Raw genomic sequence first — 15027 nt, forward strand, 5'->3', positions numbered from 1 at the left:
GATCGAGATGAACTACGGCATCGCCTTTACGCCGCTTGTCCCTGCGATCGTCCTGTGGATCGCGCTCGCTGCGATCGTGGTCATCGCCATCGTGCTGCTGCTTGCGCGGGCGCGCGGCGCGGCCGTGCGCGTCGCTGCGCTGGCGCTGTTCCTGCTGGCGCTCGCCAATCCCTCCTTCACGCGCGAGGACCGCGATCCCCTCACTTCGGTGGCCGCCGTCGTCGTCGACAAGAGCCCGAGCCAGAATTTCGGCAAGCGCAACCAGGAAGCCGCGAAGGCGCAGGAGGCGCTGGTCGACGCCTTGAAGAAGATCAAGGGGCTGGAGGTGCGCGTCGTCGAAGCCGGACAGGCCGATGGCGAGACCGACGGCACCAAGCTGTTCGGCGCCCTCGCCTCCGCACTGTCGGACGTGCCGGTCGACCGCGTCGCCGGTGCGTTCCTGATCACCGACGGCCGCGTGCACGATATTCCGGCCAACGCCGCCGCGCTCGGCTTCCAGGCGCCGGTGCAGGCCCTGATCACCGGTCAGAAGGACGAGCGCGATCGCCGCATCGCCATCACCGCGGCGCCGCGCTTCGGCATCGTCGGCCAGACCCAGACCATCAGCTACAAGCTCGACGACCAGGGCGTCACCGGCGAGCGCGCCAAGGTCACGGTCCGCCGCGACGGCGAGGTCATCAACGAGCGAACGCTTTCGAGCGGCCAGAGCGCGAGCGTCGACGTCGAGATCAAACATGCCGGCCCGAACATCGTCGAGATCGAGGCCTCGCCGCTCGAAAGAGAATTGACCCCGGTGAACAACCGCGCCGTGGTCGCCATCGACGGGGTGCGCGACAAGCTGCGCGTGCTGCTGGTCTCCGGCGAGCCGCATTCCGGCGAGCGTACCTGGCGCAACCTGCTCAAGTCGGACGCCAGCGTGGACCTCGTGCATTTCACCATTCTGCGTCCGCCGGAGAAGCAGGACGGCACGCCGATCAACGAGCTGTCGCTGATCGCGTTTCCAACCCGCGAGCTGTTCCAGCAGCACATCAACGAATTCCAGCTGATCATCTTCGATCGCTACGCGCGCCAGGGCGTGCTGCCGATCGCCTATTTCGACAACATCGCGCGCTACGTGCGCTCGGGCGGCGCCGTGCTGGTCTCGGCCGGTCCCGACTATGCTTCCAACACCAGCATCTGGCGCACGCCGCTCGACACGGTGCTGCCCGCCGAGCCGGTCGGCGTCACCGAGAAGCCGTTCTATGCGCACCTCTCCGACATCGGCAAACGCCATCCCGTCACGCGCGGGCTGGAGGGCGCGGCGTTCGAGCCGCCGCATTGGAGCCGCTTCTTCCGCACCGTCGACACCCGCAATTCGGTCAACCCGCCCGTGATGACGGGCGCGGACGGCAAGCCGCTGTTGTTCCTGTCGCGCTTCGGCGAAGGCCGCGTCGCCTTGCTGCTGACCGACCACATCTGGCTGTGGGCGCGCGGCTATGAGGGCGGCGGCCCGCATCTCGATCTGCTCAGGCGGATGTCGCACTGGCTGATGAAGCAGCCGGACCTCGACGAGGAAGCGCTGCGCCTGCAGGTGCAGGGCAAGGACCTCGTGGTGGTGCGCCAGACCATGGGAGACAGCGTGCAGCCGGTGAGCGTGACCTCACCCTCCGGCGTCGCGCACGACCTGACGCTCAGCCCCGGCGATCCCGGCGAGTGGCGCGCCAGCCTGCCGGCGAGCGAGCTCGGCCTGTGGCAGGCGACCGACGGCACGCTGAAGGCGCTGATCAATGTCGGCCCGACCAATCCGAAGGAGTTTTCGGAAGTCACCTCCACCACCGAGACGTTGAAGCCGCTGACGCAGGCGACCGGCGGCAATTCAGTGCGGATCGCGGATGGCTCCAGCGTCGAGCTGCCGCGCATCGTGCCGGTGCGCTCGACCAGCGTCTTCGCCGGCGACGGCTGGATGGGCGTGCGCATGCGCGACGCCAGCGTCGTGAAGGGCGTCGGCGTGCTGCCGATCTTCGCCGGCCTGATCGGGCTTCTGCTGCTGCTCGGCGCGTTTGCCGCGACCTGGGTGCGCGAGGGGCGATAGACTCCTGAGAGATGAACCTCGCCTGGCGCCGCAACGGCGGTGCGTTCCCTCCCCCACAAGGGGGGAGGGAACGGAGAGAGCGTCTCTGTTGGTCGAACTCAATTCGATCTCTATCTCTGCAGTTGCCTGAACGACACATTGTGCGGCCGGCCGCACGCAGGGGTCCTCTCCCGGTTGACATCCGCTCCCAGCTCTTGCGATGTTATATTATAACATCGCGGTGCCTCGCGGTGTGAGGTGCGTTTCAAGATGAAGTGGTTTCGCTCGAATATCAGGCACGGCGCCCGGCTCGCGATGTTCGCGATGCTGGTGCAGTTCGCGCTGACGTTCGGCCACAGCCACTGGTTCGCGCAGGCCGCGCCGCTGGCGCAGTCGCAGCTCGCCGACAGCGCCAAGGGAACTGCCAAGGGGACTGCCGAGAGCATTGCGTCGCCCGACAGCGCGGCGGTCCAGAAGCAATCACCGACAAAGCCCGACCGCGAGCAGCCGGGCGACGATAATTGCGCGATCTGCGCATTGGTCGCGATGGCGGGCACGGTCGTGTTCGCGACGCCGCCTCTGCTGCATTTGCCGGAGGCGGTCGAGCTGCTCTACCGCACCACCGACGCCGAATTCCTCCATCTGGAATCGGCAAGCCACGCGTTCCAGCCGCGCGCGCCTCCCGCCTCCTGATCTCCATCGATTGAGCTGCCTTCGGTCTCGGCCGCGCGTCGCGCCGATTCCGCTGGGCTATCGAACATGATCCGTCGCGTGTCGACGGCGCACGCCGCCTGCAAGGGCTCTGAACGAGCGCAGCGGCGTGCGATCGGAAATCAGGACAATGGTGTCTTCAAAGGCAATCCTGGCGGGCTCGAGCCTCGCCGCACTCACGCTATTCCATCCCGGCGGCAGCGCCATGGCGCAGACGATGGCTCCCGTCACGACGCTGCCCACCGTCGAAATCGATGCACCCAAGCAGACGCAGGCGCCGCGCCGCCCCAAGGTCCGTGTCGCCGTCGACCGGCGGCGTTCGACCTCGCAGGCGCGGCCGCAAACCGAGGCGCCTGCCGCCGTGGAGGGCCAGAGCGAAAAGCTCGACACGGCGCGCCAAAGCATTCTGCCGCCCGGCGGAGCCACCGCCCACACGCTCACGCGCCAGGCCATCGAGGCGCTGCCGCAGGGGAGCAATGCCTCGCTCGACAAGGTGATGCTGCAATTCCCCGGCGTCACCCAGGATTCGGCCGCGAGCGGCGACCTGCATGTCCGCAACGAGCACGCGAACCTGCAATACCGCATCAACGGCGTCATGCTTCCAGACGGCGTCGGCGCGTTCGGGCAGATCCTCGACACCGGCATCGTCGGCAGCCTCAGCCTGCTCACCGGCGCATTGCCGGCGCAATACGGCCTGCGCACGGCCGGCGTGCTCGACATCTCCACCAAGAGCGACGCCTTCAACAATTCCGGCGTGGTCGGTGTTTACGGCGGCAGCAACGGCACCATCTCGACCAATGTGGAATATGGCGGCACAGTCGGGCAGACGCAGTATTTCCTGTCGGGACGGTTCCTGCAGAACAATCTCGGCATCGAAAACCCGACGCCGTCGGTCAATGCGATTCACGACCGCACCAACCAGGAGAAGGGCTTTCTCTATCTGTCGACGATGATCGATCCGGCCAGCCGTCTCACCTTCATGAGCGGGGTGTCGAATGCGACGTTCCAGATCCCGAACAATCCCGGCCAGACCCCTGCTAACACGGCGTTCGGCGTCTCGAATTTCGACTCCTCCCGGCTCAACGAGCACCAGAACGAGTTCAACCAGTTCAACGTCGTCTCCTACCAGACCTCGAACGGCGAGTTCGACACGCAGACTTCGTATTTCAATCGGACCAGCCTGCTGCATTTCTATCCTGATCCGATCGGCGATCTCGTCTTCAACGGCGTGTCCTCGGACGTCTATCGCCAGAGCGACGTCAACGGCATCCAGCAGGACACCGCCTGGCGGATCGGCTATGCGCACACGCTGCGCTTCGGCCTGTCAGTGAGCGCCGAGCGAACGCTGGTCAACAGCGGGACCACGGTGCTGCCGCTGGATCCGGCAGGGGGGACGATCGACGCGCCGTTCTCGGTTTTCGATTCCAACGCCAAGACCGGCTGGCTGGTCGGGACCTACGTCCAGGACGAATGGAAGATCACTGACAATCTCACCCTGAACGCCGGCCTGCGCTTCGACCAGATGTATCAATTTGTCGATGCGAACCAGCTCAGCCCGCGCGTCAGCCTGACCTGGAAACCGTTCGCGGGCACCGTTTTCCACGCCGGCTATGCGCGCAACTTCACCCCGCCCTCGCAGGTGATCGCTTCTCCCGTCAATCTGGCGCTGGTGACGCCGCCCGGCGCGCCTGTTAACACCCAGACCCCGGCGGTCGGGCAGAGCAGCCCGGTGCTTCCCGAACGCTCGCACGTGTTCGATGTCGGCGTGACGCAGCAGATCTATGCGATCCCCGGCCTCGAGGTCGGCGCCGACGCCTACTACAAGAAGGCGCGCGACCTGCTCGACGACGGCCAGTTCGGCGCGGCCTATGTGCTGAGCGGCTTCAACTACGATCGCGGCGAGAATGTCGGCGTCGAGCTGAAATCGACCTACAGGAACGGCAATTTCAGCGCCTATGCCAATCTCGCCTGGGCCAAGCAGATCGCGACCGACGTCGTCTCGAACCAATATCTGTTCGGCGCGGACGAACTCGCTTATATCGCGGGGCATTACATCTATACCGATCACGCGCAGATGCTGTCGGGATCGGCCGGCGCGTCCTATCTCTGGGAGGGCACGCGCTACAGCGTGTCGATGATCTATGGCAGCGGCCTGCGTTCGGGCTTTGCCAACACCGATCATCTGCCCGGCTATACGCAGGTGAATCTCGGCCTGTCGCACGATTTCAACATCGTCGCGCCGAACAAGCCGACGACGCTGCGATTCGACGTGGTCAATGTGTTCGACACGATCTACCAGATCCGCGACGGCTCCGGCATCGGCGTGTTCGCCCCGCAATACGGCCCGCGGCGCGGCTTCTATTTCGGCGTTTCGCAGCGATTTTAGCTGCCCGGCTTGCGCGCGTCGGGGCCTGCGAGCCCCGACGCGGGAAGCTCACTTGCGATAGGCGACGCAGTCGATTTCCACCTTGCAATCCACCACCATGCTCGACACCACGCAGGCCCGCGCCGGGGGATTGGCGCCGAAATATTCGGCGAAGACCTTGTTGAAGCTTGGAAAGTCCCGGGGGTCGTCGAGCCAGACGCCGCAACGCACGACATCCTTGGGCTCATAACCGGCCTCGGTGAGGATGGCGAGCATGTTGCGGATTGCCTTGTGCGATTGCGGGATGATGCCGCCCTCGATCACCTCGCCGTTCTCCATCGGCGTCTGGCCGGAGACGTAGAGCCAGCCATCGGCTTGCACGGCGCGGGCAAACGGAAGGTGCTGGCCGCCGGTGCCGGTGCCACCGGCCGCGCCGTATCGTTTCAACGTCATTGCATATTGTCCTGCGTCTGGTGGTTTAAGTCAGAGCACGGCCCGGCCGCGCGAAGGTGCTGCGTCCGTCCATGACCACGGCCTCGCCGGCGACGAACACCGCACGGATGCCGGCTGGCATCTCCGTCGGCCTCTCGAACGTCGCCTTGTCCATGATGGTGTCGTCGAACAGCGTGAGATCGGCGATCATGCCCGGCCGCAGGATGCCGCGGTCGGACAGGCCGAAGCGCTGGGCGGGCAACGCGGTCATCCGCCGCACCGCATCTTCCAGCGTCAGCCAGCCCTGCTCGCGCGTCAGCCGGCCGGCGACGCGCGGGAAACTGCCATAGGCGCGCGGATGCGGCTTGGTGCCCGGACGCGGAATGCCGTCGGAGCCGACCATGTGCAGGCGATGGGTGAAGGCGGCGCGCAAGTCCGCCTCGTCGAGCTGGAACATGATGATGCCGGTCTGGCCCTGATCCTCCTCGATGCAGCGAACCATGAGGTCGAAAGGCGAGATGCCGAGCTCACGCGCGGCATCGACCATCGACTTGCCCTCGAGCGGCTTCAGCGCTGCATTGCCGGTGCCGGAGATCCGCACATTGTGCCAGCCGATCAGCACGATCTTGGACTGCGCGGCATGCGGATCCGGATCGCCCTCCTCTACGAGCGCGCGCAGCGCCTCGCGCCGCGCCGGATCGCGCAGCCGTTCGCGCAAAGCATCGATGCCGCCTTCGAGCGCGGCCGGCGGCAGCAATTGCAGCATGTAGGAGCTGCCGGCGGGATAGGGATACATGTCGAAGGAGATGTCGATCCCCTCCGCGCGCGCCACCTCGAGCCGGTCGAGCGCCTTGGGGATGGCGCCCCAGTTCGGCTTGCCCGCCGATTGCAGATGCGACAGCAGCCCCGCCGCGCCTGAGGCGCGCAGGATCGCGATGAACTCGTCGATCGATTGCAGGAGGCCCGCTTCATAGCTGCGGATATGGGCGGTGAGCAGCTTGCCGTGCGCCCGCACGGTCTCGGCCAGGGCGTTCAGCTCAGTGGCGTCGGCAAAAGCGCTCGGCGGATAGACGAGGCCGAGCGACAGGCCCGCGGCACCTTGGGCGAGCTGCTGCGCGAGCAGCGCCTGCATCGCCGCGATCTCCTTGCCGGTCGCCGCGCGGCGCTCGTAGCCGAGCACGGCGAGCCTGATCGCGGCATGGCCGACCAGGGAGACGAGGTTGAGCGCGACCCCCGGCCCTTCCAGCGCGCGCCGGTAGCCGTCGAAGCTGCCGAAGACTTCGTTCGCTTGGGTCTCGCCGGCGAGACCGGAGAAGTGCAGGCGCAGCATCTCGGCGGAATTTTCGGTTGCCGGATAGAGCGAGAAGCAGCAATTGCCGACCACGAGCGTGGTCACGCCTTGCAAGACCTTCTCGGGCCTGTCGGGCTCGCGCAGGCAGATCAGATCGTCATGGCAATGGGCGTCGATGAAGCCGGGCGCGAGATAGCATCCGCGGCCGTCGACGATGTCGGCGTCCTCGGCAGGCAAGGCGGCGCCGATCGCCGCGATGCGGCTGCCGCTGATGCGCAAATCCGCCTCGAACCACGGCGCGCCGGTGCCGTCGATCACGCGGGCCGCGCGGATGAGCGTATCCTTGCCGTTGGACTTTTGGGACATGCCCTCTCCTCAAGTCGCAGGCACGGCGCCGGCGGGCGATGCCTCCTCGAAATCCGGGATCGACTCGATCCGGCCGAGCACCACGACATAGAAGAAGATGCCGATCAGCAGCACGACGCCAGCAATCATGAAAGCGCCGGCAAAGGATTGCGTCCAGTCGACGACGATGCCGGTCACGATCGGCGCAAGCACGCCCATCATGTTGTTGGTGAAATTCAGAATGCCGCCGACGGTTCCCGCCCCGCCCTTCGGCGCGATCAGCGACACGATCGAGGAGCCGACGGGTGCGGCGGCCGACAGCCCCGAGATCGCGATCGACAGCCACAGCAGCGCCCAGCCCGGCTTGACGGTGAAGGCCGCGCCGATCACGGCGAGCCCCATCAGCATGCCGACGATGATCACCGACTGGCGCACCCGCGTCGCATCGTAGCCGCGCGCGATCAGATGATCGACCAGGAAGCCGCCGATCAGGAGGTCGGACAAGGTCGCGAAGATCCAGGGAATGGTCGAATAGCCCGCCGCCGACATCAGGTTCATATGCATGGTCTGGGCGAGATAGCCCGGCAGCCAGGTCAGGAAGAGATAGAAGGTGTAGCCATAGGCGGAGAAGCCGATGGTGAGGCCCCAGACCTTGCGGTTGCGCAGGAGGTAGCCGAGCATGCGGCTCTGTCCCGCCGTGGCCCGTCCTTCCGGCGTGCCGCCGCCAGCGATGATGTAGTCATGCTCCGCCCTGGAGAGCTTCGGATCCTCGCTCGGGTTCCGGTAGATGACATAGTAGGCGACGAAATACAGAAAGCTCAGCAGCGCGGTGACGCCAAAGCCCCACCGCCAGCCGTAGAGAAAGATCACATAGGCGACCAGCGGCACGCCGATCACATTGGAGAATTTGGCGGCGGAATCGAAGATCGCGGTCGAGCGCGCGCGCTCATCCAGCGGAAACCAGTGGCCGGTCGCCTTCTGGCTGGCCGGAAAGGCCGGCGCTTCGGCGACGCCGAGCAGCAGGCGCGCGGCAGCGATGCCCCAGAGCCCGCTGGCGAGCGCGGTGATGGTGGCGGCGACCGCCCAGAGGAAGCTCGAGGCACGGCCGACCGCGGTGACGCCGAAACGGTCGAGCACCATGCCGCCTGGGACCTGCAGCAGCGAATAGGTCCAGAAGAATGCGCTGCCGAGCAGCCCGATGTCGGTCGCGGTGAGGCCAAGCTCCTTCGTGAGCTCCGGCGTCGCGGCGGAGAGCCCGACGCGATCGATGTAGTTGATGAGAATTCCGACGCCGAGGAGACAACCGATCATCCAGCGTCGCCCGGGTACCTGTTGGCCTGCATTTGCCATGTCGTATCCTCGCTTGGACGCAGGTGCGCCTCTCCCGCTCCGGCCTGGGACCGGGAGACCTTCGCGACGCCTGCAACTACATTGTCTCTTATAGTGGACAATATTATCTTATAGCGTCACGTTAGATATCACGACGGCATCGTGTCAAGCCCTGAGCGCGCGTCGAGCACGCAGCAGACAATGCGCCTGCATCGTCCGTAGCGCTGCCGATCGGCTCAGCTTAGTGACTGTCCGAGAGTTCAGTCGCGGTCGCGACCAGATCGTCGAGCAGCGCGGTCCTGCGCGCCTTCAGCGAGTCCGCGGGGATGACGAAGCAAAGTGTCGCGACCGCGACGCCCTTCTTGTCGCGAATGGGGGCGGCAAGACACGACGTGAACCGATCGGACAATGCCGTGGTCACGCATTTGCCGTCGCGTCTGGCGCGCGCGACGTCCTTGATGAAATCATCGACGTCGAGCACGCGGCCATCCGGAAGACGAAAATCCTCCTTCGGAACGAATGCACGAATTTCCGTCGGGCTCATATGATCGAGCAGCAATCTGCCGGATGCCGTCCATGGCAGCGGCACCTCGACGCCGACATCCGTCGTGATCCGGAACAGGCCCGACCCGTCGCGGGTATCGACCACGACGTATTTGCGGCCGCGCAGCGCGCAGAGTTGCGCGGTGGCGCTGTGCCGGGTCGCCAGCCGGTCGAGCGCCTCGCCGCATCGGCGATGCAGGGGATTGGCCTCCGCATAGGCCTGGCCATAGAGATGCACCGCCTTGCCGAAATAGACCTGACCGCCCTCGCCGACACTCTCGAGCAAATCCGCCTCGATCAGGCGATTGGCGATGGCGTAGACAGTCGACCGCGGCGCTCCCATCTGCTTGGCGAGGTCACTGAGCTTGGAGGGCGCGCGCAAATGCAGCAGCGCTTCCAGGAGATCGATGGTCCGATCAATCCCGTTCTGGCGTTCCGCGGGCGGGGCGCCCTTCTTGGGTGCGGCCAAACTTCAACAATCCTTCGTCAGGTTCGCGGTTAGCGGTTTTGGCACAATCCGTGCCGACGGTATAGCGGGCGGGGCGCGGCCGAGACGATCGGCTTGTGCAGCTCGGCCACATCGCTGTTTCGCTCCGGCTCGAAAGCGAGAGAGGCCTGCAAGGTCTCGGCGATCCCGCGAGACATGTGAGCCTCGACCGGTCGCTACGCTAGCCCCGCGCCTTGCTCCAGTCGGGGGCTACGGTGCCCGAGACGCCCTCAAAGGCACCGTCGACGAGCTCGAACACCAGCACGCGCGCGGCATCGACCGGGCCCGGCATGGTGATGCGTCCCTTGGGCACGAGTTTGAAGCCGACGCGGCTGTAATAGGGTTCGTCGCCGACCAGCAGCACGAGGCGATGGCCCTTGTCCCTGGCGTCCTTCAGGGCGCGCTCCATCAACATGCGGCCGATGCCGCGGCTGCGGAACGGCGGCTCGACGGTGAGCGGCCCGAGCAGCAGCGCCGGCGTCTCGCCGATCATGACAGGCAATTGCCTGACCGAACCGACCAGCAGCGTGCCGATGCGGGCGGTGAAGGAGACGTCGAGCAGGTGATCGACATGCTCGCGGATGCGATAGGCGCTGAGCACGAAACGGCCGGGGCCGAAGGTGCGCTCGTGCAGGCGCTCGATCGCCTGAGCGTCGCCTGGGGATTCAGGACGGATGGTGATTGAGAGATCGTTCATGTTATTTCGCGGAGTAGCATCTGCGCATCGGCAGGTCCATGGGCCTTGCGCCCCGCCCTCAGCTCCTTTTCGGCGCCGGCTGGGACAGATAGGCCAGCATCTTCATCTCCCGTCGCCCCCGCGTGACGGTGTCGAGCACGAGGCCCGATGAGACCGACAGCAACGCCATGATCGTCAAGCCCATCGACAGCACGGCGGTCGGCAGGCGCGGCACGAGGCCGGTTTCGAAAAATGTAACGACGATCGGGATCGCGAGCGTGATCGCGGCCAGCGCCAGCAGGATTCCGATCACGGTGAAGAAGCGCAGCGGCCGCTCCGAGCGGTACAGCTTCAGCATGGTCCCGAGAATGCGAAAGCCGTCGCGCCAGGTGTTGAGCTTCGAGAACGAGCCTTCAGGTCGCGCGTAGTAGGGTGTCTCGACCTCGGTGACCGGCAGCGACAGCTCGAGCGCGTAGACTGCGAGCTCGGTCTCGATCTCGAAACCATCGGACAGCACGGGGAACGATTTGACGAAACGCCGCGAGAACACGCGGTAGCCGGACAGGATGTCCTTGAAGACCTGGCCGAATGTCGAGGACAGGAAGCCGGTCAGCATGCGATTGCCCATGCGGTGGCCGAGCCGGTAGGCGGCCTGCGACTGATCGATGCGGAGCCCGACCACCATGTCGAGATGTTCGTCGAGCAACTTGTCGATCATGCGTGGAGCGCTCGGCGCATCGTAGGTGGCGTCGCCGTCGACCAGCACGTAGATATCGGCCTCGATGTCGGCGAACATGCGGCGCACGACGTGACCCTTGCCCTGCCGCCGCTCGCTGCGCACGATCGCACCGGCCTCGCGCGCGACGGACGCGGTGCGGTCGCGCGAATTGTTGTCGTAGACGTAGATCTCGGCCGCCGGCAGCGCCTTGCGGAAGTCGGCGACGACGGTCGCGACCGCCGCCTCCTCGTTGTAGCAGGGCACCAGCACGGCGATGCGTGGTTGCGCAGATGTCATCGCGGCAGCACTCCCAAATTGGTCGACTTGCGCCGGACGGGCGCCGCCTCGCGCGCCTCGAGCGGTTGCAGCAGCCGCGCGAACGACAGGGTCCACAGCGACAGCATCGTGATCGGTACGACATAATAATGCGTGAAGATCGGGTGAGTCATGAAGAAGCCGAGGTTGAAGGCGAGGTTGCCGACAGTGAGGAGGGCGGCCTGCCGCGCATGCTCCTCGCCGGCGGCCAACAGCCAGGCCGTCGCCCCGACCGCCAGCACGATCAGCACGAACTGCATGTCGCGCAGATACTGGCCGAAGACGGCGAGATCGAAGACCGGCGCGACCACGTCGGCGCTGCCATAAGTCGTTGCCAGTGCGCTGCCGGCGTTGATGGCCTGGGCGGCCAACGTCGGCGCCATGCCGACGAGCACGCCGGCACCGAAGGCGAGGCCCCGCACGAAGGTCGCGAGCGAGCGCGTCCACAGGAAGGGAAGGCCGAGGATCAGGAAATAGCCGGCAGCCAGCAGCGCGTTCGGCAATCTGAAGTTGACGGACACACCGAGCAGGAGGCCGATCAGCGCAACCAGCAGGACGCTGCGTTTGTTCCTCATCAGCCACAACGACGTGAGCAAGCCGGCAACCGCGCACAGCGCCATGGTCGGCGGCACCGAATAGCTCGCCTTGGCCGGATTGATCATGAGATAGACGGCAAGCGCGCCGAGGACGCCTGCACTGATGACCGACGGCAGCGTCCGCGCCATGACAAGGCCTGACAGCGCGAGGACGCAGAGGATCAGGCTCGCGGCGATATAGAGCGGCGCCACCTGGTGGCCTTCCGGAAACAAGGCGAGCAGAAAGCCGGTGCCCGGCGGATATTGCAGCACGACCTTGCCGCTGGGCATCGGATTGTGGCAGGGCCAGCGGATCGGATCCTTCCAATCGGCGAAGCCGATCTCCTTCATCTTGCCTTCGAAATAATGGTCGTCGTCCCTGACCGCGTTGGTGTCGAGGCCCCCGATGCCGAAGCGCTGGAACAGATGCGCCTGCCTGAGATAGCAGATGTCGTCATAGACCCCGCGCGCCTCGCCCCATCGTGACATCGCGACGATGTCGCTGGCAACGATCGCAAGGCAGATCAGGCCGAAGGCGAGTTTTACGGCTTTCATCGGGCTCCCGTGGCGCCCGTTCGGGCCGGCAGCAGCATAGCCGCCCTCAGCGCCACGTCGCAATCGGAGGCTTGCCATCGAGCACCTCCGCGATCCTCAAGCGGGTGCCGGGCGTCGCCCCCGCCGGCAGCGCGGCGGTATCGAAGAACCCGCATTCGATGATCTCGCGGTTCGGCTCCGGCAGGCGGTCCTGGCGGAAATGCCTGACGACATAGACTGCGACATGGTCGCGGCGGGAGACGTGGTTGTTGAAGAATATCCCATGCAGCACGGCGTCCCCGGTCAGCTCGATATCGCCCTCCTCCTTGAGCTCGCGGCGCATCGCCTGCTCCATGGTCTCGCCATGGTCGACGCCGCCGCCCGGCAGATACCAGCCCGAGACGTAGCTGTGCTTGACCAGGAACACCTTGTTGTCCGCATCGAGCACCACGGCGCGGACGCCCAGCGTCATGCCGCGGACCATCAGGAAATAGGCGTGGAAAATCCGCCGCAGCAGCGGCTCGAATCTTCGTCGGATCTCGTTCAGGCGCGTTCCCATGAGCCTCTCGTGACGGGCGCCGCACAGGCCCATGCAGGCTTGTCTTGCGCGTTGCCGGCGACCTTGCCATTACAGCGGGGGAATAGCGAGGCAATCGCGCGCGATGACATCTCTGTTGGCACCTTTCACGCTCGCCCATCTGTCCGACCCGCATTTGCCGCCGCTGCCGAAGCCGCGGCTGGCCGAGCTCGTGGGAAAGCGCGCGCTCGGCTACGTCAACTGGACGCGCAATCGCCACAAATACCAGCGCCGCGAGGTGCTCGACGCGCTGGTCGCCGACATGCAGGCGCAGGCGCCCGACCACGTCGCAGTCACGGGCGATCTCGTCAATCTGGCGATGGAGGCGGAGTTCGCGCCGGCCCGCGCCTGGCTCGACGAGCTCGGACCGCCCGACCGCGTCACCACGATTCCCGGCAATCACGACGCCTATGTCCGTGCCACCTTCCATCGCTTCGGCGAGACGTTTGCGCCCTATCTTGCGGGTGATGACGGCAGGGTCGGCTTTCCGAGCGTGCGCCGCCGCGGGCCGGTCGCGCTGATCAGCCTCTCCAGCGCGGTGCCGACGCCGCCCCTGATGGCGACGGGCATGCTCGGACGCCACCAGCTCGCCGCGCTCGAACAGATGCTCGACCGGCTCGCGGCCGAGGATGTCTTCCGCGTGCTGCTGGTGCATCATCCCCTGAAGTCCGACGCGCGCCAGAAGCGGCTGACGGATTCCGCAAGCCTGCTGGCGCTGCTCAAGCGGCACGGCGTCGAGTTGATCCTGCACGGGCACGACCACATCCATTCGACGATGTGGTTCGAAGGCCCTCGCGGCAACATTCCCGCGGTGGGCGTGCCGTCGGCTTCCGCGCTCGCGCACGGGCGCTATCCGGCGGCGGCCTACAATCTGTTCAGGATCGAGAAGGATGATCTCGGCTGGCGCTGCGAACAGATCGTGCGCAGCATCGATCATGGTTTGCAGGTCCGGGAGATCAAGCGCATGCAGTTGATCTAGTCTCACCGTCATTGCGAGCGCAGCGAAGCAATCCAGGTTCCCTCCGCGGATGCAAGCTGGATTGCTCCCTCGCAAGCGCAAAATTGCTTCGCAATTTTGTCGCGAGCTCCTCGCAATGACGACGCCTTACCAGCTCCGCAACGCCGCAAGCACGGCGACGCCGAACAGCGCGGCAGCACCGAGGATGAAGCCGAACACGAACGGCCACAGGCGCGAGCGGCGCGGCGGCTCTGCGACCTCCACCTTTGGCTCTGATGGCACCACCATCGCGTGCTCGCGCTCGATCATGCGGCGGGCGACGTAGTCGGTCACGGCGTCTACGATGACAGCCGTGTCGTGCGATTCGGCGAGCACGATGCGGCCGAAGCGGGTGTCCTGGACGAAGCGGTACTGCCGCTTGTCGCGTCCCATCATGATGTGGGCGACGACGTCGATCCAGAGTCTCGGCGTATCGCCCTGGCTGATGCCGCGATCGAACAGGTCGATCTGATCGGGCACCTGCGCAAACAACGGATCGAGCGCGTCGTTGAGGATCTCGAGCCGCGCGACCTCGGCGTCGCGCAAATCGACGACGACGCCGGTCCGGTCGGCGGCCTCGATCCGCGCGCGGAGCAGCGCGTCGCGCAGCCGCACCGGGCGCGGCTGGCTCGGATGGGTACCGCTGGTCTCGGGCTCTGACATTGGTCGTCCCTGTCCTCACTTGCCGCCATTAACCTATCAGCAACCATCACGCCCGCAAAGGCTTATAGTTCCAGACACTTACCGTGCCCACAGCCCATTGATGTGTGCCAAAAACAGACGATCCCACCCGGCTTGCGCCGGATGGGACCCTCCGTCCTTGGACGTCTTCTTGAATTTGTCAGGCAGCCGTCAGGCCGAGACCCGCGACGGCTCTTCCACGATCGAGAAGCGAACGCCAGCCTTGTGGCGGCTCTCTTCCGACACCTCGCGCCAGCAGTCCTCGGCTTCCTTGCGGGTCTTGAACGGACCTTTGACCTGGGCCGAGCCTTCGACGAGCTTGTGGAAGTTCATCGAGCCGAACTCGCCGCCGATCACCCAGAAATTGCTGCCTTTGGTCATTGTCAGTCTCCTGTTGCCTG

General features: G+C 65.7%; 14 protein-coding genes. 4 read left to right on the forward strand and 10 right to left on the reverse strand.

Annotation, left to right across the window (positions count from 1 at the left end; genetic code table 11):
* The first annotated feature begins 7 nt into the window (after positions 1 to 7).
* The 3 genes from X265_RS28690 to X265_RS28700 all read left to right on the forward strand — a co-directional run bounded on the left by X265_RS28690 (position 8) and on the right by X265_RS28700 (position 5147).
* Positions 8 to 2071 (forward strand): hypothetical protein, encoded by a 2064-nt coding sequence (locus tag X265_RS28690; protein WP_128967879.1) that lies wholly within the window; start codon positions 8 to 10, stop codon positions 2069 to 2071.
* A gap of 249 nt (positions 2072 to 2320) precedes the next feature.
* Complete coding sequence (locus X265_RS28695; RefSeq protein WP_128967880.1) at positions 2321 to 2743, forward strand: DUF2946 domain-containing protein; 423 nt, start codon at positions 2321 to 2323, stop codon at positions 2741 to 2743.
* Positions 2744 to 2891: 148 nt separating this feature from the next.
* On the forward strand, positions 2892 to 5147 hold the full coding sequence (locus tag X265_RS28700) for a TonB-dependent receptor (protein ID WP_128967881.1): 2256 nt from the start codon (positions 2892 to 2894) through the stop codon (positions 5145 to 5147).
* 48 nt (positions 5148 to 5195) lie between these two features.
* On the opposite strand, the gene X265_RS28705 is transcribed toward X265_RS28700, so the two are convergent.
* From X265_RS28705 to X265_RS28740, 8 genes are all read right to left on the reverse strand, one after another.
* A complete protein-coding gene (locus X265_RS28705) occupies positions 5196 to 5579 on the reverse strand; it encodes a RidA family protein (protein WP_128967882.1) in 384 nt (127 codons plus the stop codon).
* 25 nt (positions 5580 to 5604) lie between these two features.
* A complete protein-coding gene (locus tag X265_RS28710; RefSeq protein WP_128967883.1) occupies positions 5605 to 7215 on the reverse strand; it encodes an N-acyl-D-amino-acid deacylase family protein in 1611 nt (536 codons plus the stop codon).
* Between the two features lie 9 nt (positions 7216 to 7224).
* Positions 7225 to 8505, reverse strand: coding sequence for an MFS transporter (locus X265_RS28715; RefSeq protein WP_208764260.1), 1281 nt, complete (start codon positions 8503 to 8505; stop codon positions 7225 to 7227).
* Positions 8506 to 8764: 259 nt separating this feature from the next.
* Positions 8765 to 9535 carry an IclR family transcriptional regulator gene (locus X265_RS28720; protein WP_128967885.1) on the reverse strand — a complete coding sequence of 257 codons (771 nt, stop codon included), beginning with the start codon at positions 9533 to 9535 and terminating at the stop codon, positions 8765 to 8767.
* Positions 9536 to 9734: 199 nt separating this feature from the next.
* The gene (locus X265_RS28725) at positions 9735 to 10250 is read right to left on the reverse strand and encodes a GNAT family N-acetyltransferase (protein WP_128967886.1); all 516 of its coding nucleotides are present in this window, start codon (positions 10248 to 10250) and stop codon (positions 9735 to 9737) included.
* Positions 10251 to 10308: 58 nt separating this feature from the next.
* Positions 10309 to 11244, reverse strand: coding sequence for a glycosyltransferase family 2 protein (locus X265_RS28730; protein ID WP_128967887.1), 936 nt, complete (start codon positions 11242 to 11244; stop codon positions 10309 to 10311).
* Positions 11241 to 12392, reverse strand: coding sequence for a hypothetical protein (locus tag X265_RS28735; protein WP_128967888.1), 1152 nt, complete (start codon positions 12390 to 12392; stop codon positions 11241 to 11243). The genes X265_RS28730 and X265_RS28735 overlap by 4 nt, the downstream gene beginning before the upstream one ends.
* 46 nt (positions 12393 to 12438) lie before the next feature.
* On the reverse strand, positions 12439 to 12930 hold the full coding sequence (locus X265_RS28740) for an NUDIX domain-containing protein (protein ID WP_128967889.1): 492 nt from the start codon (positions 12928 to 12930) through the stop codon (positions 12439 to 12441).
* A gap of 115 nt (positions 12931 to 13045) precedes the next feature.
* On the opposite strand from X265_RS28740, the gene X265_RS28745 reads away from it, so the two are divergent.
* Positions 13046 to 13927 carry a metallophosphoesterase family protein gene (locus X265_RS28745; RefSeq protein ID WP_128969446.1) on the forward strand — a complete coding sequence of 294 codons (882 nt, stop codon included), beginning with the start codon at positions 13046 to 13048 and terminating at the stop codon, positions 13925 to 13927.
* Between the two features lie 126 nt (positions 13928 to 14053).
* On the opposite strand, the gene X265_RS28750 is transcribed toward X265_RS28745, so the two are convergent.
* Both X265_RS28750 and X265_RS28755 read right to left on the reverse strand, forming a co-directional pair.
* On the reverse strand, positions 14054 to 14608 hold the full coding sequence (locus X265_RS28750; RefSeq protein ID WP_128967890.1) for a hypothetical protein: 555 nt from the start codon (positions 14606 to 14608) through the stop codon (positions 14054 to 14056).
* A gap of 189 nt (positions 14609 to 14797) precedes the next feature.
* On the reverse strand, positions 14798 to 15007 hold the full coding sequence (locus tag X265_RS28755; protein ID WP_008560963.1) for a DUF4170 domain-containing protein: 210 nt from the start codon (positions 15005 to 15007) through the stop codon (positions 14798 to 14800).
* Positions 15008 to 15027 lie beyond the last annotated feature (20 nt).

The sequence above is a fragment of the Bradyrhizobium guangdongense genome (assembly GCF_004114975.1).
Lineage (GTDB): Bacteria > Pseudomonadota > Alphaproteobacteria > Rhizobiales > Xanthobacteraceae > Bradyrhizobium > Bradyrhizobium guangdongense.

What these genes read in the sequence shown, in the direction of transcription:
- X265_RS28710 (WP_128967883.1), bottom strand. Translation starts at nt 7,215, where the DNA reads ATGTCCCAAAAGTCCAACGGCAAGGATACGCTCATCCGCGCGGCCCGC.
- X265_RS28730 (WP_128967887.1), bottom strand. Translation starts at nt 11,244, where the DNA reads ATGACATCTGCGCAACCACGCATCGCCGTGCTGGTGCCCTGCTACAAC.
- X265_RS28705 (WP_128967882.1), bottom strand. Translation starts at nt 5,579, where the DNA reads ATGACGTTGAAACGATACGGCGCGGCCGGTGGCACCGGCACCGGCGGC.
- X265_RS28700 (WP_128967881.1), top strand. Translation starts at nt 2,892, where the DNA reads ATGGTGTCTTCAAAGGCAATCCTGGCGGGCTCGAGCCTCGCCGCACTC.
- X265_RS28690 (WP_128967879.1), top strand. Translation starts at nt 8, where the DNA reads ATGAACTACGGCATCGCCTTTACGCCGCTTGTCCCTGCGATCGTCCTG.
- X265_RS28725 (WP_128967886.1), bottom strand. Translation starts at nt 10,250, where the DNA reads ATGAACGATCTCTCAATCACCATCCGTCCTGAATCCCCAGGCGACGCT.
- X265_RS28695 (WP_128967880.1), top strand. Translation starts at nt 2,321, where the DNA reads ATGAAGTGGTTTCGCTCGAATATCAGGCACGGCGCCCGGCTCGCGATG.
- X265_RS28750 (WP_128967890.1), bottom strand. Translation starts at nt 14,608, where the DNA reads ATGTCAGAGCCCGAGACCAGCGGTACCCATCCGAGCCAGCCGCGCCCG.
- X265_RS28755 (WP_008560963.1), bottom strand. Translation starts at nt 15,007, where the DNA reads ATGACCAAAGGCAGCAATTTCTGGGTGATCGGCGGCGAGTTCGGCTCG.
- X265_RS28715 (WP_208764260.1), bottom strand. Translation starts at nt 8,505, where the DNA reads ATGATCGGTTGTCTCCTCGGCGTCGGAATTCTCATCAACTACATCGAT.
- X265_RS28740 (WP_128967889.1), bottom strand. Translation starts at nt 12,930, where the DNA reads ATGGGAACGCGCCTGAACGAGATCCGACGAAGATTCGAGCCGCTGCTG.
- X265_RS28735 (WP_128967888.1), bottom strand. Translation starts at nt 12,392, where the DNA reads ATGAAAGCCGTAAAACTCGCCTTCGGCCTGATCTGCCTTGCGATCGTT.